This is a genomic window from Halomonas sp. B23F22_20, assembly GCF_043496985.1.
GTDB lineage: Bacteria > Pseudomonadota > Gammaproteobacteria > Pseudomonadales > Halomonadaceae > Halomonas.
Genome location: NZ_JBIEKH010000029.1, coordinates 1 through 19,525, shown reverse-complemented (window position 1 = coordinate 19,525; position 19,525 = coordinate 1). Strand labels below are relative to the sequence as shown.

General features: G+C 64.3%; 14 protein-coding genes. 5 read left to right on the top strand and 9 right to left on the bottom strand.

Annotated features, from left to right (window positions below; translation table 11 throughout):
• Window positions 1-93 precede the first annotated feature (93 nt).
• The 7 genes from rpsA to ACGTN6_RS18270 all read right to left on the bottom strand — a co-directional run bounded on the left by rpsA (window position 94) and on the right by ACGTN6_RS18270 (window position 10,616).
• Window positions 94-1,773, bottom strand: coding sequence for a 30S ribosomal protein S1 (gene rpsA / locus ACGTN6_RS18300; protein WP_394594399.1), 1,680 nt, complete (start codon window positions 1,771-1,773; stop codon window positions 94-96).
• 176 nt (window positions 1,774-1,949) lie between these two features.
• Window positions 1,950-2,639: a (d)CMP kinase gene (gene cmk / locus ACGTN6_RS18295; protein WP_394594398.1), complete on the bottom strand. Its 690-nt coding sequence runs from the start codon at window positions 2,637-2,639 to the stop codon at window positions 1,950-1,952.
• Window positions 2,636-4,951, bottom strand: coding sequence for a bifunctional prephenate dehydrogenase/3-phosphoshikimate 1-carboxyvinyltransferase (locus ACGTN6_RS18290; protein WP_394594397.1), 2,316 nt, complete (start codon window positions 4,949-4,951; stop codon window positions 2,636-2,638). Before ACGTN6_RS18290 ends, cmk begins: the two co-directional genes overlap by 4 nt.
• The gene (gene pheA / locus ACGTN6_RS18285) at window positions 4,952-6,043 is read right to left on the bottom strand and encodes a prephenate dehydratase (protein WP_394594396.1); all 1,092 of its coding nucleotides are present in this window, start codon (window positions 6,041-6,043) and stop codon (window positions 4,952-4,954) included. It abuts the gene before it with no gap.
• Between the two features lie 120 nt (window positions 6,044-6,163).
• Window positions 6,164-7,267, bottom strand: a complete 1,104-nt coding sequence (gene serC, locus ACGTN6_RS18280; RefSeq protein WP_394594395.1) for a 3-phosphoserine/phosphohydroxythreonine transaminase — start codon at window positions 7,265-7,267, stop codon at window positions 6,164-6,166.
• Window positions 7,268-7,290: 23 nt separating this feature from the next.
• Window positions 7,291-9,993, bottom strand: coding sequence for a DNA gyrase subunit A (gene gyrA / locus ACGTN6_RS18275; RefSeq protein WP_394594394.1), 2,703 nt, complete (start codon window positions 9,991-9,993; stop codon window positions 7,291-7,293).
• Between the two features lie 188 nt (window positions 9,994-10,181).
• Window positions 10,182-10,616, bottom strand: a complete 435-nt coding sequence (locus ACGTN6_RS18270; protein WP_394594393.1) for an acyl-CoA thioesterase — start codon at window positions 10,614-10,616, stop codon at window positions 10,182-10,184.
• Window positions 10,617-10,777: 161 nt separating this feature from the next.
• On the opposite strand from ACGTN6_RS18270, the gene ACGTN6_RS18265 reads away from it, so the two are divergent.
• The 5 genes from ACGTN6_RS18265 (at window position 10,778) to ACGTN6_RS18245 (ending at window position 16,856) form a co-directional block, all read left to right on the top strand.
• On the top strand, window positions 10,778-11,710 hold the full coding sequence (locus ACGTN6_RS18265; RefSeq protein WP_394594392.1) for a recombination-associated protein RdgC: 933 nt from the start codon (window positions 10,778-10,780) through the stop codon (window positions 11,708-11,710).
• 26 nt (window positions 11,711-11,736) lie between these two features.
• Window positions 11,737-12,891 carry a 1-acyl-sn-glycerol-3-phosphate acyltransferase gene (locus tag ACGTN6_RS18260; RefSeq protein ID WP_394594391.1) on the top strand — a complete coding sequence of 385 codons (1,155 nt, stop codon included), beginning with the start codon at window positions 11,737-11,739 and terminating at the stop codon, window positions 12,889-12,891.
• Between the two features lie 107 nt (window positions 12,892-12,998).
• Entirely contained in the window at window positions 12,999-14,153 is a 1,155-nt protein-coding gene (locus ACGTN6_RS18255) for a cation diffusion facilitator family transporter (protein ID WP_394594390.1), read from the top strand.
• Window positions 14,154-14,366: 213 nt separating this feature from the next.
• Window positions 14,367-14,936: a transglutaminase-like cysteine peptidase gene (locus tag ACGTN6_RS18250; RefSeq protein ID WP_394594389.1), complete on the top strand. Its 570-nt coding sequence runs from the start codon at window positions 14,367-14,369 to the stop codon at window positions 14,934-14,936.
• A 3-nt stretch (window positions 14,937-14,939) separates the two neighbouring features.
• Window positions 14,940-16,856: a bifunctional diguanylate cyclase/phosphodiesterase gene (locus ACGTN6_RS18245; protein ID WP_394594388.1), complete on the top strand. Its 1,917-nt coding sequence runs from the start codon at window positions 14,940-14,942 to the stop codon at window positions 16,854-16,856.
• Between the two features lie 62 nt (window positions 16,857-16,918).
• On the opposite strand, the gene ACGTN6_RS18240 is transcribed toward ACGTN6_RS18245, so the two are convergent.
• The gene (locus tag ACGTN6_RS18240; RefSeq protein ID WP_394594387.1) at window positions 16,919-17,257 is read right to left on the bottom strand and encodes a tryptophan synthase subunit beta like protein; all 339 of its coding nucleotides are present in this window, start codon (window positions 17,255-17,257) and stop codon (window positions 16,919-16,921) included.
• A gap of 70 nt (window positions 17,258-17,327) precedes the next feature.
• A partial coding sequence (locus tag ACGTN6_RS18235) for an Ig-like domain-containing protein (RefSeq protein WP_394594386.1) occupies window positions 17,328-19,525 on the bottom strand: 2,198 nt, incomplete at its 5' end.

The following is a 19,525-nucleotide window of genomic DNA, read 5'->3' as shown; positions in this document are numbered from 1 at the left end:
CGCATACTTGTGAACAAACACAAAACAAAAGGCGCCGCCCTTGTGGGCGGCGCCTCCGGTCTTGCTTGAGAGTCGGGCCGAAAGCCCGAGAACTCAGTCCTGACCCATTTGCTGCTTGATCAGATCGCCGATAGTGGTCGGACCGCCACCGGTGTCGACGTCCTGCTCGCGCAGCTTGCTCATGTTGCGGCGAGTATCATCCTGATCCTTGGCCTTGACGGACAGGTTGATCTGACGGTTTTTGCGATCGACGCCGATGATACGGGCCTCGACGCTGTCGCCCTCGTTCAGCGCGTTGCGAGCGTCTTCGACGCGATCGGCGCTGATCTCGGAGGCCTTGAGCACGGCCACGACATCGGTCGCCAGTTCGACGTGAGCCTCTTTGGCATCGACCTCGACAACGCGGCCGGTGACGATGGTGCCCTTGTCATTGACGGCCAGGAACTCGGCAACCGGGTCGGTGTCGAGCTGCTTGATGCCCAGCGAGATACGCTCACGCTCCGGATCGATGGACAGGATGACGGCTTCAGCTTCGTCGCCCTTCTTGAAGGAGCGCACAGCCTCTTCGCCGGTCTCGGTCCAGGAGATGTCGGACAGATGCACCAGGCCGTCGATACCACCTTCCAGACCGATGAAGATACCGAAGTCAGTGATCGACTTGATGGTACCGGCCACGCGGTCGCCCTTGTTGTACTGGGCGTTGAAGGTTTCCCACGGGTTGGCAGTGCACTGCTTGATACCCAGAGAGATACGACGACGTTCCTCGTCGATGTCCAGCACCATGACGTCCACTTCGTCGCCGACCTGAACGACCTTGGACGGGTGGATGTTCTTGTTGGTCCAGTCCATCTCGGACACGTGGACCAGACCCTCGACACCCTCTTCCAGCTCGGCGAAGCAGCCGTAGTCGGTGAGGTTGGTGACGCGGGCATGCACCTTGGTACCTTCCGGGTAACGATCCTTGATGTTGACCCAGGGATCTTCGCCCAGCTGCTTCAGGCCCAGGGAGACACGGTTGCGCTCGCGGTCGAACTTGAGCACCTTGACGGTGATCTCGTCGCCCACGGACACGATCTCGCTCGGATGCTTGATGCGCTTCCAGGCCATGTCGGTGATATGCAGCAGGCCGTCTACGCCACCCAGGTCGACGAAGGCGCCGTAGTCGGTGAGGTTCTTGACGATACCGATGATCTGCTGGCCTTCCTGCAGGGTAGCAAGCAGGGCTTCACGCTCGGCGCTGTTCTCGGCTTCGAGAACGGCACGACGAGAGACGACCACGTTGTTGCGTTTCGGGTCGAGCTTGATGACCTTGAAGTCCAGTTCCTTGTTCTCGAGGTGCGTGGTGTCGCGCACCGGACGCACGTCGACCAGAGAACCCGGCAGGAAGGCGCGGATGGAATCCACGTCGACGGTGAAGCCACCCTTGACCTTGCCGTTGATCACGCCCTTGACGATCTCTTCCTTCTCGAAGGCGGCTTCCAGGACCTTCCAGGCCTCGGCGCGCTTGGCCTTCTCGCGAGACAGACGGGTCTCGCCGAAGCCGTCTTCCACGGCTTCCAGAGCGACGTGGACTTCGTCGCCAACGGCGATGGTCAGCTCGCCGTTCTCGTCGCGGAACTGCGCCGCGGGGATCTGACCTTCAGACTTCAGGCCGGCATTGACGGTGACCCAGTCACCCTCGATGTCGACGACGGCAGCCGCGACGATGGCGCCCGGCTCCATGTTGATGTCCTGGAGAGACTGTTCAAACAGTTCAGCAAAGCTTTCGCTCATGATGTTCCTACGTGATCAACGTTGTGCGGCAGGGCCGCTCCTCCGCACCACCAGCGAGTGCGGGCCATTCCAGACTGTCTTCGGGGATGTTGGCGCTGGTTCGACCTGGCCGAGCTCACGGGAAACGGGGTGCCCGACCACGTCATCACATCTTGCCGAAGACGCCGCAAGGGAGTTCAGGTGTCGGAGGCGAGGCCACGCAGGGCCAGCAGTTCCGTCAGCCGATCCACCACTTCCGGTATCGTCAGGCTCGTGGTGTCCAGCTCGACGGCATCTTCGGCCGGTACGAGCGGTGCCACGCTGCGTTGCATATCGCGTGCATCGCGTGCCTGAATCTCCTTTAGAAGACTCGATAGACTAGCATCCACCCCCGCCTCTCGCAACTGGAGCTGGCGTCGTCTGGCGCGCTCCTCCGCGCTGGCGGTGAGGAAGATCTTCAGCGGGGCGTCCACGAACACCACGGTACCCATGTCACGGCCATCGGCCACCAGCCCAGGCGGCTTTCGGAAGTCACGCTGACGCTTGAGCAGCGCCTCCCGCACCGCCGGCAAGGCGGCGACCCGCGAGGCGGCGTCGCCGACCTGCTCGGTGCGGATCGTACGGGTGGCCTCTTCGCCTTCGAGCAGGACGCGCGGCTCGCCATCCTCTGCCAGGAACACCACGTCCAGCGTCTCGGCGATTGCCGCCACGGCCGACGCGTCGTCCAGCGCAACATCGTGCTTGCTGGCAGCCAGCGCGGTCAGCCGATACAGCGCACCGCTATCGAGCAGGTGCCAACCCAGCCGCTCGGCGACCAGCCGGCTGATGGTGCCCTTACCGGCCCCACCGGGACCGTCGATGGTCAAGACCGGAGCCTGATCGCTCATGAAGCCTCCCGCTCTTCCTCGAGGGACAGCCCGACGCGGCGCGCCAGGGTCACGAAGCCGGGGAACGACGTTGCCACGTTGGCACAGTCATCGATGACGATCTCATCGGAGGCGCGAAGCGCCGCGACGCTGAAGGCCATGGCGATGCGGTGGTCCCCCAGGCTGTCGATCCGACCGCCGCCGTAACTCGGACCCTCGCCGCCTTGCCCTTCGGCACGACCGACGATATCGATGCCGTCTTCGTACAGGTGATTCTCTACGCCCAGTACGGTGAGGCCGTCGGCCATCGCCTTGAGACGGTCGGACTCCTTGACTCGCAGCTCCGCGGCCTCGCGCAGCCGGGTGGTGCCCTCGGCATTGGCGGCGGCAACGAACAGCGCCGGGAACTCGTCGATGGCCAACGGCACCTGGTCGATGGGAATGTCGATACCGTGAAGCGGCGCGTAGCGGATGTGCAGATCGGCTACTGGCTCACCGCCCACCTCGTGCTCGTTCTCCAGCCGCAGGTCGGCGCCCATCTGCTGGAGGATGTTGATCACCCCGATGCGCGTAGGGTTGATGCCGACGTGCTCGAGCACCAGGTCGGCGCCCGGCGTGATGGCCGCCGCCACCAGGAAGAAGGTCGCCGAGGAGATATCCGAAGGCACGTCGATCGGCGCGGCGGCCAGCTTGCCGCCGCCCTGCAGCCAGCAGGTATCGCCCTGGCGCTCGACCTTGTAACCGAAGCCGTTGAGCATGCGCTCAGTGTGGTCGCGGGTCGGCGCCGGCTCGCGCACCCGGGTCTCGCCCTCCGCATAGAGCCCCGCCAGCAGCAGGCAGGATTTCACCTGGGCGCTGGCCATCGGCATGTCATAGTCGATGCCTTTGAGCGGCTGACCACCCTTGATCCTGAGCGGCGGGCGCCCGCCTTCAGCGGTCTCGATCACCGCCCCCATCTCACGCAGCGGATCGGCAACCCGCCCCATGGGGCGCTTGGTCAGCGAGACGTCGCCGGTCAGCTCGGTATCGAAGGCCTGTCCGGCCAGCAGGCCGGCGAACAGGCGCATGGCGGTGCCGGCGTTCCCCACGTAGAGCGGCCCGGCCGGCGCCTTGAGGCCGCGCAGGCCGACGCCGTGCACGGTGACGCGACCCTGATGCGGGCCTTCGATGGCCACACCCATCTCGCGGAACGCCTGCAGGGTGGCCAGGCTGTCCTCACCCTCCAGGAAGCCGGAGACCTCGGTCACGCCCTCGGCCAGGGCGCCGAGCATGATCGAGCGGTGAGAGATCGACTTGTCGCCGGGCACGCGGATTCGCCCGGTCACGCCGCCGCCGGGGCTGACCCGGTAGCGCAGCTGGTCTTGTACTTGCATCTGGTATTCCGCCTGGTAACTGGTCTGGTTAAGCAGGGAGTCGAAGTAGTGACGAGCATGGCTGGCGCGATCGAAAGTGGCCAGCATGGCATCGGTATCGCCGCGCTCGACCGCCTGACGCAGCCGGGCCACACCGTCCTCGAAGTCGTCGAGGGCGTGAAGCACGGCGTCACGGTTGGCCACGAAGATATCGCGCCACATCACCGGATCGCTGCCGGCGATGCGCGTGAAGTCGCGAAAACCGCCAGCGGCGTAGCGAAAGATCTCGAGACGCTCGTCCTGGCGGGCCAAGGTATCCACCAGGGAGAAGGCCAGCAGGTGCGGCAGATGACTGGTGCGGGCCAGCACCTCGTCGTGGCGCTCCACGCCCATCTCCAGCACCTCGGCACCGGCGGCTTCCCATAGCGCCCGCACCCGAGCCACGGCATCAGGGTCGGTGCCGGGCTCGGGCGTCAGGATCACCTTGTGACCGACATACAACTCGGGGTTGGCCGCCGCCACGCCGCTCTTCTCGGATCCGGCGATGGGATGGCCGAGCACCAGGTTTGCCGGCAGCTCGCCAAAGGCCGCCACGGCGGCCTCACGAATGGCGCCCTTGGTGCTGCCGACGTCGGTGATCACCAGGTTCGCAGCGGCTCGCCCCAGCCCCGCATCGAGTTCGGCCATCACCTCGCGCATGGCCAGCACCGGCACCGCCAGCACCACCAGGTCGACGCCATCGAGCAGCGACGCTAGTTGCGTATCGCCCCGGTCGATCAGCCCCATCTCAACGCCGCGAGCGATCTCCTCGGCGTCGGGATCGCAGGCCAGGATTTCGCCGTGCTTTTCAGCGGCCCCGAAGCCGGCCGCGCACCCTTCAGCGGCCCCGAAGCCGGCCGCTCGCAGGGCCGCGGCCAGCGAGCCGCCGATCAAACCGAGTCCGACGATCAGCACCCGGGACGGCAGATTCTGCCGAGCCATCTAGAGCACGCCCTGGGGGAAGGAGCCCAGGACCTTGACCTCGGCGGCACGCAGCCGCACTTCCTCGAGCACCGCCGACACACGCGGCTCGTCGTGATGCCCCTTGAAGTCAATGAAGAACACATAGTTCCACACGCCGCTGCGCGAGGGACGGGTCTCCAGGCGGGTCAGATCGATCTGGTGGCGGTGGAAGGGCTCCAGCAGGTCGTGCAGGGCCCCCGGCTGGTTGCGCATGGCGACCACGATGGAGGTCTTGTCCTCGCCGGACATCGGCACGTCCTGGTTGCCGATGATCAGGAAGCGGGTGGAGTTGTCCGGACGATCCTCGATCTTTTCGGCGATGCGCGTCAGATCGTAGAGCTTGGCGGCCATGTCGCCGGCGATGGCGGCGCTATGCCATTCGGTCTTGACCAGGCGCGCGGCTTCGGCGTTGGACGAGACAGGCACCCGCTCGGCATGGGGATAGTGCGCATCCAGCCATTTGCGACACTGAGCGAACGACTGCGGATGCGAGTAGATCCGCGAGACCTTGTCGCGCCGGGTGGTGTCGGCAACCAGCAGATGATGATGGATCCGCAGCACCACCTCTCCGCAGATGCTCAGCCCGGAATCCATGAAGGAGTCCAGGGTATGGTTGATCACACCCTCGGTGGAATTCTCCACCGGCACCACGCCATAGTTGACGGCGCCCGCCTCCACTTCGCGGAACACCTCATCGATGGCGGCCATGGGCAGGCTGACCGCACTCTCGCCAAAGTGCTTGAGCGCCGCCTGCTGGGTGAAGGTGCCCTCAGGGCCCAGATAGGCGACCTTGACCGGCTGCTCCAGGGCCAGGCAGGCAGACATGATCTCACGGAACAGTCGAGCCATTTCCTCGCCGTCGAGGGGGCCCGGGTTGAGCTCCATGATCCGTCGCAGGACCTGAGCCTCGCGCTCGGGCCGGTAGAACACGGCCTGAGGGTCTTGCTGGGTCTTGATCTCTGCCACGCGACGGGCGCATTCTGCGCGCTCGCTGATCAACCGCAGGATGTCGCTGTCCAGCTCGTCGATACGCTGTCGCAGCGTCTCGAGATTGATGGGGGCATCACTCATTGGTGGTTCCCTGAATTGTTAAAAGCCGTAGGCCGTAAGCCGTAAGCCGTGCTGCTGTTGCCCAGCCTGGCTGGGGCAATGGTTCTTCTTGCAGCTTAAAACTTACAGCCCCCGAGGGAGTTAACCCCGTCGCCGCTCGAAATCGGCCATGAAGTCGACCAGCGCATCCACGCCTGCCTCGGGCACCGCATTGTAGAGGCTCGCACGCATGCCGCCGACGCTGCGATGGCCCTTGAGGTTGAGCAGGCCGGCCTGCTCGGCCTCCGCCAGGAACGGCTTGTCGAGGCGATCGTCGGCCAGCACGAAGGGCACGTTCATCCGCGAGCGGTTGCGCGGCGTGATCGGGTTCGAATATAGGCTGCTGCCGTCGATGGCAGCGTAGAGCTTCTCGGACTTGCGCGCGTTGAGAGCATCCATGGCCGCCAGGCCACCGATGTCGTCCTTGAGCCACTGGAACACCAGTCCGGCCAGGTACCAGCCGTAGGTGGCCGGCGTGTTGATCATCGAGCCAGCCTCGGCCAGGGCCTTGTAGCCCATCAGGCTCGGCATCTCGGCACAGGCGCGGTCGAGCAGGTCGTCGCGCACGATCACCAGCGTCAGACCGGCCGGACCGATGTTCTTCTGGGCACCGGCATAGATGACGCCAAACCGTGAGACATCGATCGGGCCGGACAGAATGCTCGACGACATGTCACACACCAATGGCACCTCGGTGCCATCCGCACGCACGGCCTCGGGAATGTAGTCGAACTCGAGCCCGCCGATGGTCTCGTTGGCGGTGTAGTGCAGGTAGGCCGCGTCATCGGCCAGGGCGATATCGGCCTGACGCGGCACAGCGCTATGGCCGCTTGCCTCGCTGGACGCCACCACCGGGGCGGCGCCGAACAGATGGCGCGCCTCGGCGACGGCCTTCTTGCCCCAGATGCCGGTATGCAGGAAGTTGGCGCTACCCCCCCGCCCCAGAAGGTTATAGGGCACCGCCGCAAACTGCATCGTCGCCCCACCCTGGGTGAACAGCACTCGATAGTTGTCGGGAATGGCCAGCAAATCACGCAGGTCGCGCTCGGCCTGCTCGGCAATAGTCACGAACTCGGGGGAACGATGGCTCATCTCCATCACCGAGAGGCCGCGCCCCTGGTAATCCAGCAGCTCGTCGCGGGCGCGCTCGAGGACCGGCTGCGGCAAGGCGGCCGGACCGGCGCAGAAGTTGAAATGGCGTGTCATCAGCGTCGTCGTTCCGTTATGTATTACTGATCGTCTTCCGAAGTCGGCGGCTCGCCGCCGGCCTCGGCATCGGGGGCCTCAAGGGACTCGCCCTCTTCGCCATCGGCAGGCGTCGCTTCATCCTCGGGCTCGTCGATGCGCACCGTCTTGACCAGCGCTTCTCCCTCGCCCAGGCGAATCAACATCACGCCCTGGGTGTTGCGAGAACTGATCGACACCTCGTCGACGCGGGTTCGCACCAGGGTGCCTCGATCGGTGATCAGCATCATCTCGTCGGCGCCGTAGACCTGCATCGCGGCCACCAGGGCACCGTTGCGCTCGCTGGTCTGCATGGCGATCACCCCCTGGCCGCCGCGCCCGCGCAGCGGGAACTCCTCGAGTCGAGTCCGCTTGCCGTAGCCGTTCTCGCTGGCGGTAAGGATGTAGATCTGGCCACCGTTGCCCTGATGCTCTTCGGCGCTGTCGGCATCATCCCCTTCGCTTTCGGCGTCGATCAGCTGGCTCTGGGGAATGATCAGGCTGATCACCTCGGCATCGTCCATCAGCTTCATGCCGCGTACGCCGCGGGCAGTCCGCCCCATGGCACGCACATTGCCTTCCTCGAAGCGGATGGCCTTGCCATTGGAGGACAGCAGCATGGCATGATCCGAGCCGCTGGTGATGGCCGCACCGACCAGGCGATCGCCCTCCTCGAGCTCGATGGCGATCAGCCCCACGCTGCGAGGCCGGGAGAATTGCTCCAGGCTGGTGCGCTTGACCGTGCCCTTGGCGGTCGCAAAAAAGATATAGCTGTCCGGATCATAATCGCGAACCGGCAGGATGGCGTTGATCGACTCGCCCTCGTCCAGCGGCAGCAGATTGACCAGCGGCTTGCCCCGCGAGCCACGACTGGCCGATGGCATTTCATAGACCTTGAGCCAGTACACCTTGCCGCGGTTGGAGAACAGCAGCACGGTATCGTGAGTCGAGGCCACCAGCAGGTGCTCGATGACATCCTCGTCCTTCATCGCCGTGGCCGACTTGCCGCGCCCGCCGCGGCGCTGGGCTTGGTAGTCGGAAAGCGGCTGGGTCTTGGCATAGCCGGAGCGGGACACCGTGACCACCATGTCTTCCTCGGCGATCAGATCTTCGATGGACAAATCGAGATGGCTGGCCTGGATTTCGGTACGGCGCACATCGCCGAACTGGTCGCGCACCGCGGTCAGCTCCTCGCGAATCACCTCCAGCAGGCGATCGGCGCTGGCCAGGATCTCGGTGAGCTCGGCGATCTTCTCGAGAATGCTCAGGTACTCGTCGAGCAGCTTCTCGGTTTCCAGCCCGGTGAGGCGATGCAGGCGCAGCTCGAGAATGGCCTGAGCCTGGGCCGGCGAAAGGCGATACTGAGAAGCGTCCTGGCTGAGACCAAAACCCTCTTCCAGGTCCTCGGGCTTGCAGGAGTGGGCACCCGCCCGCTCGAGCATGCCGGTGACCTGGCCCGGGGACCAGTTGCGGTCGAGCAGCTTCTCCTTGGCCTCGGACGCGTTCGGCGAGGCCTTGATCAGCTCGATCACCTCGTCGATGTTGGATATGGCCACGGTCAGGCCTTCGAGGATGTGGCCACGTTCGCGCGCCTTCCTCAGCTCGTAGAGGGTACGCCGGGTCACCACCTCGCGACGGTGGCGGATGAACGCCTCGAGCACCTCCTTGAGGTTCAGCGTTCGTGGCTCTCCGCCTTCCAGGGCCACCATGTTGATGCCGAAGACGTTCTGCAGCTGGGTCTGGGCGAACAGGTTGTTGACCACCACTTCGCCGGACTCGCCACGCTTGACCTCGATGACGACGCGCAGGCCGTCCTTGTCGGACTCGTCACGCAGCTCGGCGATGCCGTCGATGCGCTTGTCCTTGACCAGCTCGGCAATCTTCTCGATCAGCCGCGCCTTGTTCACCTGGTACGGCAGTTCGGTGACGATGATGTGGTCACGACCGGTCTTTTCGTCGTGCTCGATGGTGTGCTTGGCACGCACGTAGATGCGCCCGCGACCGGTGCGATACGCCTCGAGAATACCGGCGCGACCGTTGATGATGCCGCCGGTGGGGAAATCCGGACCGGGGATGTACTCCATCAGATCGTCGACCGACAGGGTGTAGTCGTCGATCAGCGCCAGGCAGCCGTCGATCACCTCCACCATGTTGTGCGGCGGGATGTTGGTGGCCATACCCACCGCGATGCCCGAGGAGCCGTTGACCAACAGATTGGGCACCTTGGTGGGAAGCACGTCAGGAATGCGCTCGGTGCCATCGTAGTTGTCGACCCAGTCGACGGTATCCTTCTCCAGGTCGGCCATCAGCTCGTGGGCGAGCCGGGCCATGCGCACCTCGGTATAACGCATGGCGGCGGCGTTGTCGCCATCAATGGAGCCGAAGTTGCCCTGGCCATCGACCAGCACGTGGCGCATGGAGAAGTCCTGGGCCATGCGCACGATGGTGTCGTAGACGGCGCTGTCGCCGTGAGGATGGTACTTACCGATGACATCGCCGACGACACGTGCCGACTTCTTGTATGGCTTGTTCCAGTCGTTGTTCAGCTCGTGCATGGCATAGAGCACGCGCCGGTGGACCGGCTTCAAGCCATCGCGCACGTCGGGCAGCGCACGGCCGATGATCACGCTCATCGCGTAATCGAGGTACGACTGCTTGAGCTCGTCCTCGATGTTGACTGGCAGAATCTCTCTGGCGATGTCACCCATGGGTCGTCGAATCCTTTGCACTGCAAGAGGTTGGCGCGCCGCCTGGCCGTGAGGGGACGCGCCATATCAGCCCAGCATCATACCACTGTGGGCGCCGCAAAGCAGCGATAAGGAACCACCGATGGCACCGCCAGCGCGGCGCAAGGCAGGCCACCACTTCCCCGCGCCAAGCACCCGCGCGATTCGGGCTAGGTGTCTAACGCCTCCTGCACGACCAGCGGCGCCATGGCCTCGCGCAGCACCCCATCGATGGTGACAGCCTTGTTGGCGGCAACGTCCAGCAGCACGAAGGTAAGATCGGCACTAGCGACCGTCTTGCCATCGCGAGTCCGGCGGATGTTCTGATGCATGCGCGCGCTGCGGCTGCCGAGCTCGGCCAGCCCGGTGACCACCTCCAGGTCCTCGCCGGCCACCGCCGCTCGCCGATAGTCGATGTTCAGGTTGACGGCGACGAAGGCCACCTCGCCGCCCTGGATGATCTCGGCCAGCGCAGGGCGCTCATCGAAATACGCCCAGCGCCCCTCCTCGAGGAACTCCAGATAGCGGGCATTGTTGACGTGGCCGTAGCCATCGAGGTGGTAGCCGCGCACGCGCAGGAAGACGCTAGAAAGCCGGGCATCCATGACGGAACTCCTGATCGAGAGTGGAACGAACCCTCGATTCTAGTCAGACGCGCCGCCCAAATTCAAACAACAGTTTGAATTTGGGCGTTCCCGGGATGCTGGCACCCCCGTGCCCCATTCGCCATAATGTGCGTCCTTTTCGCCCACGGAACGCTTCATACATGTGGTTCAAGCACTTGCACCTCTATCGCCTGCACGACGCCCCCACGCTGGACACCACCCACCTCGAGGAGGCACTGGGCCAACAGGCGTTTCGTCCACTGGGCGGCAGTGAAGCGCGCCGACTGGGCTGGTGCCCGCCCGCCGGCCGGGCCGGCACCCAGCTGCTGCACGAACTGCAAGGACAACGCCTGATCACCGCCCTGCGCCAGGAGCGCCTGCTGCCGGCCGCCGTGGTCAAGGAGGAACTGGAGGAGCGCGTCGACGCCATCGAGACCCAGGAAGGCCGCAAGCTGCGCCGCCAGGAGAAGCTCACGATCAAGGAGCAGGTCTACGAAGAGCTGCTGCCCCGAGCCTTCGTGCGCAGCCAGAAAGTGGATCTGTGGTGGGACAGCCGTCGCTCGCTGATCGCCGTCAACGCCAGCAGTCGCAAGCGCGCCGAAGAGATCCTCGACCTGCTTCGCGAGACGCTGGGCAGCCTAAAGGTCACGCCGCTGGCCAGCCAGACCCTGCCCATGCGCGCCATGACCACCTGGCTCGGCGACCCCGGCACCCGGCCAGCGGACCTGGTACTGGGCGACCAGGTCGAACTCAAGGCCAAAGGCGATGACGGCGTGCTGCGCGCTCGCCAGGTCGATCTCGACAGCGACGAAATTCAACAGCTGCTCGAAGGCGACCGGCAGGCCAGCAAGTTGGCGTTGGGCCTGGAGGGGAGGCTGTCGTTCGTGCTCCACGACGACCTGGCGGTGAAGTCGATCCGGTTCGACGACGCCCTGGTCGACGAAGCTTCCCAGGCCGACGACGGCGATGATGCCCTGGTGCGCCTGGAGACCGATTTCCTGCTGATGACCCAGGCGCTGGCCGACGGCATCGAGCGCCTGCTGGCCTGGCTGGGCGGCGAAGCCCAGGCCGGCCAGGCCACCCCCACCGCTTGACCAATACGGCCGCGCTCATGACAACCATGCATACTGAAGACTCCTCAGATCCGTGGGCCGAGATTCGCCCCTATCACGACCACGAAGTGGCCGAGGTGCTGACCCGACTGGCCAAGGATCCGGAACTGCTGGATGCCCTGACCCGCTTTCGTCTGCCCCGCCTGGCCAAATGGATGCCCCGCCTGTCGCGGGCCATTGCCAGCACCGCGGTCCGCCGCGAAGTGCGCGATGTCACCACCATCCGCGACTTTCAGGCTCGCATCGCCGGTTACATGCAGCGGATGCTGCGCAGCTCGACCAGCGATTTTCGTGTCGATGGCCTCGAACGGCTCGCCCCCGATACCGCCTACCTGTTCATCGGCAACCATCGCGACATCTCGCTGGATCCGGCTTTTGTCAACTATGCGCTCTACCTGGCCAAGCGCGACACCGTGCGTATCGCCATCGGTGACAACCTGCTGCAGAAGCCCTATGTCACGGATCTGATGAGGCTCAACAAGAGCTTTATCGTGCCACGTAGTGCCCGCGGCAAGCGGGCCATGCTGGCCGCCTATCAGAAGCTCTCCGCCTATATTCGCCATTCGATCACCGTCGACAATCACTCGATCTGGATGGCTCAGCGCGAGGGGCGGGCCAAGGACGGCATCGATCGCACCGACCCGGCGATTCTCAAGATGCTGACCATGTCGCGCCGCGCCGAGGACCGCAGCGCCGGCATCGGCGAGGCAATCGCCGAGCTGCGCGTTGTACCGGTATCGATCAGCTACGAGTACGATCCCTGCGACATCCAGAAGGCTCGGGAGCTGCGCGCGGTACACACCAGCGGCGTCTACGACAAGAGCGAGTTCGAAGACATCCGCTCGATCGTTTCCGGCATTACCGGCCAGAAGGGCCGCGTGCATCTGCGCTTCGGCACGCCGCTCACGTCTGACTTCGACACCCCCGACGCGGTGGCGGCGGAGATCGACCGCCAGGTACTCGGCGGCTACCACCTCTTCCCCAGCCACTACCTGGCGCTCGAGGCCCTGGGTGATGCACCGGAGCTGCTCGACCTGAGCGAGGTCACCGATGCCGATCGCGCCCGTTTCCAGGCACGACTCGCCGAGGTACCGACGGAATTGCGTGACTGGTGGCTGGCCCAGTACGCCAATCCGGTGCGTAACGTGCGGGGGAAGGTGTGAGGTGTGAAACGCCAGACGCTAAACACCGCAGTCTCAGACTGTCGCCAATGTGACGTTGCGGCCCATCGAGTCAGCTTGATCCGATAGAGAGGCCGGGAGGAACGAGGATGACCGAGCGAGCCGCTCAGACGCGCGAGGCGCACAAGGCTACGCTGATCGGCGCCGGGGTGGATTTCCTGGTCGGCATGGCCAAGCTCGTCGCCGGCAGCCTGGTCGGCTCCGCGGCCCTGATCGCCGACGGCATCCACTCCTTTTCGGACATCGTGACCGACGTCTTCGTGGTGGCGGCCACTCACTTCGGCCGCCAGGCCCCCGACCGCGACCACCCTTACGGCCATGGCCGCATCGAGACCCTCGCAACGCTCTGGCTCGGCGGCGTGCTGATCTTCGTCGCCGGCGCCATCGCCTGGGCGAGCCTCGGCCGCCTGTACGCCGGCGAATCCGTTCCCGCCCCCGGCGGCTGGGCAATTGCCATCGCCGCGATTGCCCTGCTGGCCAAGGAGGGCATCTATCACTACACGATGCGTGTCGCCCGGCGCATCGAATCTCGCCTGCTGGAGGCAAACGCCTGGCATTCCCGCTCGGATGCCCTCTCCACCCTGGTGGTATTGATCGGCCTGCTGGCGGCCCAGTTCGGCTTTGGCTGGATGGATGCCGTGGCCGCCGTCGTGGTGGGGATCATGGTCGGCCAGGTCGGCGGGCGGCTGCTCTGGGAATCCAGCCAGGAGCTGATCGACACCGCCTTGCCGGCGGCGGATCAGGCGCTGCTGAAAGACACCGCCGAGACCGTCCCGGGGGTGCGCGGCGTGCACGAGCTTCGCACCCGCCGGGTCGCCGGCGATGCGCTCCTCGACCTGCACATCGTGGTGCCGCCCCGGGTCACCGTCTCGGAGGCGCACGAGATTGGCAATGCGGTCAGCCGCCGGCTGCGCGAGGCCATGCCCAGCCTGGCCGATGTCACCTTCCATATCGATCCCGAGGACGACGAGGGCCAGACCGCGCATAGCCGACGCCCCGGCCTGCCGCTGCGCGATGATGTCGAGGCGCTGCTCGATGCCGCCTGGCACGCGTTGCCGGCCTGGCGCGCCCGCGTCGACCTCGACCTCCACTACCTGGACGACCGCATCGACGTGGCTCTCTATCACGCCCCCCTATCCGACGACCTCGACCCGGACACCGCCGCGGCCGATCTGCGCCGTGCAGCCGGGGACCTCGCGTGGATGGGCCGACTGCGGCTATGGCAGGGCCCCGGGCGCGGCTGAGCGGCCTCGCATTCAACATCCTTGACCACTAAACTTTAGCCAATGCTCATCCATCACCAAGACGGCATGGACGACGCCTCACGCCCTCGCCTGGCCGCGCCCGATCGGCGACGCTGTCTTGCCGCGATTGGGGGCCTGCTCGCCGTCGCCGCCCTAGGTCTGCCATCGCAAGCATTGCGGGCTAACCTCGACAGGTCTCGCCTGCGCGATAGCATGCGCCAGGAGTTCGGCTCCGATGGTCTGCGCGAGCTCGAGGACTGGTTGGCGCTGCTGGACCGACTCCAGGCGGCGCCGCGTGATGCCCAGTTGCGTGAGATCAACGATTTCTTCAATCGTCGCGTGCGCTGGCTCGACGACTCTCGGATCTGGCAGCAGGAAGACTACTGGGCCACCCCGTTGGAAACACTGGGACGCGGAGCGGGCGACTGCGAAGACTTCACCATCGCCAAGTACGTTTCCCTACGCGAGCTCGAGGTCCCCGAAAGCATGCTGCGCCTGATCTACGTCAAGGCCAGGATCGGCAGCAGTCGCATTACCCAGGCGCACATGGTGCTCGGCTACTACACGGCGCCCAGCGACGAGCCGCTGGTACTGGATAACCTCGTGACGACGATCGAGCCCGCCGGTCAACGTACCGACCTGGCCCCCCTGTTCAGTTTCAATGGCAGCGGCCTGTGGGCCGGTGGCTCCAGCCAATCGCGTGCGGACCCCGTGGCACGGCTCTCACGCTGGCGAAGCGTCATCGACCGCATGCGACGACAGGGTTTCATCCAAGGAGGATAATGAATGTCACTCATCAAGCAGCTTTGGCTGATCATCGTGGGCCTCGTGCTGCTGTCCTTCGGGGCCAGTCTGTTCATCGGGGTCACGACGAGCCGCGCCTATATTGAACAGGAAGTTCGCATCAAGAACGCCGACAACGCTAACGCACTGGCGTTGACCATGACACAGATGCCCAAGGATGCCGTGACCATCGAGCTGCTGATTGCCGCCCAGTTCGATACCGGCTACTACCGTCACATCGAGCTGCGCGCTCCCGACGGCGAGGTCATCGAGTCACGCCACGCCGATGCGACCGTGGGCGACGTACCGGGTTGGTTCGTCAAGCTGATCGACTTCGAGGTCCCGCCTGGGCAAGCCGTGGTGCAGGATGGCTGGCAGCAGTTCGGCACCCTGAGCGTGGAAAGCCAGCACAGTTATGCCTATCGATCGCTGTGGCGAAGCACCTGGAAGCTGGCGAGCTGGTTTGCCCTCGTCGGCCTCGTCAGCCTGCTGCTGGGGGGACTGCTGGTGCGCAGCATCCGGCGCCCTCTGCTCAGCGTCGTGGAACAGGCCAAGGATATCGGCATGCGGCGATTCACCACGACCAAGGTGCCTCGCACCAAGGAACTGGGCGAAGTGGTCGAGGCCATGAATCAGCTAGGCGTCCGAGTGGGCGACATGCTCAATCGCGAAAGCCAGCAGCTCGACGGACTGCGTCGTCGGCTTCAGCACGATGACGTCACCGGCGCGCTGAACCGTGAGGCGTTCCTGGGTCAGCTACAAAGCCATCTCGAAAGCCAGGATTTCCGGGCGAACGGCTGCCTGGCCCTGGTACGCGTGGGGCGGTTGAGCCAGATCAATGAAGCGCTCGGTCATGACGGTGCCAATGCGCTGTTACGTGAACTCGTCGATGCACTGGAACGGCTGGTCCAGGAACATGGCAGTGGCCTGGTGGGTCGTCTCAACGGCCGCGATTTCGCACTGCTGCTTCCCGGCCAGCAGGAGCTGGAATCCAGCCACCGCGAGATACTCCACCGCCTCAAGGCACTGACCGAGATGCACGAGACATTGATCACACTGCCTGGCGCCATCTGCCACTACATGCCGGACGACCAGCGCAGCAGGCTGCTGGCGGATCTCGATGGCGCCCTCTCGATGGCGGAAACCCACGGCTACCATGAGCTGGCAGTCGTCGATGGCCATCGGCCCAAGAGCCTTTTCACCAGCCATGCGGAGTGGCGCGAAGCACTGCAGAATGCCATTCGGGAAGGCGTTCAACTGGCCCACTATCCGGTATTGGATCAGCAGGGCAAGCTCATGCACGTCGAATGCCCATCGCGTCTGCGCCTGCAACGACACTGGCAGCCAGCCGGCGTCTTCATTCCTTGGGTGTCCCGACTCGGACTGGAGACACGGCTCGACCTGGCAGTGGTAGATGCCGCCCTGCGGGATATTGCCGAACGCAAGCAGGCGATAGGCATCAATCTCTCTGTCGCTTCGATTCGCGACGTCCGCTTCGTGCTCGAGCTGAGAGCCCGTCTCAGCGCTAACCCACACCTGGCCGAGCAGTTATGGCTAGAACTGCCAGGAAATCTGGCGATTCGGGAAATCGACAGCTTCCGCAGCCTGTGCCGCGAGCTGCGTCCATTCGGCTGCAAGTTGGGGCTGGAGCATGTCGGCGCGGAGTTCAGCCACATCGCCGACCTGCATGACCTTGGCCTGGCATACTTGAAGATCGACGGGAGCCTGGTCGCTGGCATTACCGACGCACACCACCAGCAGAGCATCTTGCGCGGCATGGCGACCCTGTGCCACTCGCTGGGGATTCTCGCCATCGCCGAGGGGGTTCAATCACCAGCTGAGGCCCGAACCCTTTTCGAACTGGGTCTGGACGGCATTACCGGCCCCGGCGTGAGTTTTGACTTGCAGACAGACGACTAACGAACGACGCCACTCACCAACCCGAGGGCTGGTGAGTGGCGTTCATGTGCCGATGACGCCTGTCATATCACGTCATCGTCTCCCTCTTGATCCGATACGAGATTGAGCCCGTTGAGCTGATGACGCAGCGACTGGCGCTCCATCACCTTGCGCTGGGCCGCTTCAGGCAGCTCGGTGAAACGGATCAATCCCTTGTCCATCAGCAGCTCGATCACATCTTCAAGCACCCTGACGAAGGCGAGATCGGATGCCTGAAAATGGACCACGTCATCAGCCGGATCTCCCTCGATCATGAAAGCCTGTAGCTCCAGGGAGTCGGCCGCCAGGTATTCACTACACTGCGCGTCCGGCTCCCGACGCACCTGTTGAATTTCACCTTGCGCATCGCGCTTGACATACATGGCACTGCCCCAATAAGTCTTCGACGAACGGTTGCATCTTTGCAGTCCTCCGCGATACCGACAAGTGACCTCAATCAATCGGGTTATGCGGGATGTCGATCACCTTCTCTTCATGGCCAGGTCCTGCAGGCTCTCCCTGAGGGCCCTCGCGCTTGACGTCGGCCGGCCCAGATCCATGCGAAGCCCCCTGATCCGTGAACAGATCCTCTTTGCCATCATACAACAGGTCCTCGGCCGCTAGAGTTCCACCCGCGTTATCATTCTGAGGCGTCACGAGGCTCTCGGTATCCTCGACGGCCGAGTCGCCGTCAGCCTGAGAGGTTGTCCTGACAATGCTGGACCCTTCGTCGTCGGGTGCCAGACTGAAATCGTCGAAATTCAGAAGACTCAGGCCTTGAGCGGAAGCGCTCTGGGCACTCACCAGGGCGCCGTTGGACTCGCCGTTGAGCGTCAGTTCCAGGGTACCCTGAACCCTGTCTCCGTCGTCATCCGTCAGGGTGTAGCTGAAGCTCTCCGTCAGGATGTCTCCCTCGTGCATGCCATCGCGCACGTCACGGCTGATCTCATAGGTGTAGCTGCCGTCATCCGACACCGTTATCCGGCCATACTCTCCCTGGATGACGCCATTCTCAACGCCACCCTGCCAGACGAGGCTTTCACCCGGCTCCTGGTCATCCGCTCCCCAGCCATGGATATCGTCGGCGATCGTGCCGGACGTGGTCGGCAAGTCATCGGTCGACGAGACCTTGGCGTAGAGATCGAAGGACGTCGAACCATTCTCATAGGTCCTGACGGTATCCACGAGGTTACCGTCATTGTCGCGGAACCCCTCGATGCTGAGGACGAACTCGCGGTCGCCCACGGTGATGACCTGCTCCTGGTTGGGATTGGTGATGCGCATGATGTCGCGATGATCCCAGCCCGTGTTCGGGGTCTCCGTATGCTCCAGGGAGATGATCGTCTCAACGGTCGTCGGCGTGCCGTCGATCTCCACGGTGAACTCCACCACCATGTCGATGGTATCGAGCACCTCGGCGTTGCTGCTGATCGGGAAGTTATGGTGAGTCAGCGTCCCTAGCGAGAACAATGCATCGGTAGGCACGCCCGTGGAGTCGGTAACACCATCGGAATACTCGAATTCGTAGCCCGAGCCACTACGCCCGCCCCACTGCAGATAAATGCCGTCTTCATTCGAGGACTGGACCACGCGACCTGACCATCCCGTGGTCGTCATGTTCTCCCAGCGGGCTTCCAGGGCACTGATGCTCTGTTCGCTGACGGCGACCGTAACCTGCCCTGTGGGTGATCCCACCCTCGGCACATCGTCGATGATATCGATATTCAGCGCGCCACTGGTTGTATCCCCCTCACTATCGGCGAGCTCGATATCGAAGACATCCTGAACACCGTCGATGCCGGTTCCTTGGCTGGTATGCTCGGTGGAGTTCTCGGCCAGAGTATAGACCCAGCCATATTCGCCATTGCCGTTATCGGTCACTTCGAGCGTGCCGTACTCACCTTCGAAGACGCCGCCATCGTTGGCATTGACGCCATTGATCGTCAGGCTCGCCGGGGCATCGCCACCCACCGTGGCACCGAAAGTGCCGCTCGTGACATTCGACCCATCACCGGCGCGGCTACCACTCAGCAGGCCGGCTTCATCGACGACACCATCGCTGCCCTCGAGCGACGACAGCACTGGCTTGGAGTCCTCGTTGACCGTCACATGCAGACGCGCGTCACTGGTGTCACCGTCAGCGTCGGTGATCGTGTAATCGATGATGACATCGCCTTCGAAGCCGGCGACCGGGGTAAAGGTGACTTCACCGCTATTCGGATCGATGCTCACCGTTCCAGCACCGGCATACCCAGACGCCAGGCTGGCCGACGTCAAGGTGGAGCCGTCAGCGCCCTGGTCATCGTTGGCCAAGACGTTGTAGGTCACCGAGGTGTCCTCCTCGGTCGTGGCCGCATCGTCTTCGGCCTCGGGCGTGGTGTCCTCGATGCGGATGTCCAGGCTGTCCTGGGCGGTCTCGCCGGCCACGTCGGTCACCTGGATATCGAAGCGGTCGAGGATCTCGCCGCCGCGGTGGTCCTCGGCGTCGCCGTCTTCGGTGTATTCGTAGGCGATCTCGCCGCTGGCGGCGTCGTAGCCGGTGATCACCAGCGTGCCTTCATTGCCGACGATGGTCACCGGGCTGTTGCTGGCACCGGTGATATCGCTGCCGTTGACGGTCACGCCGGCGATGCCGGCCTGGGCGCCCACGG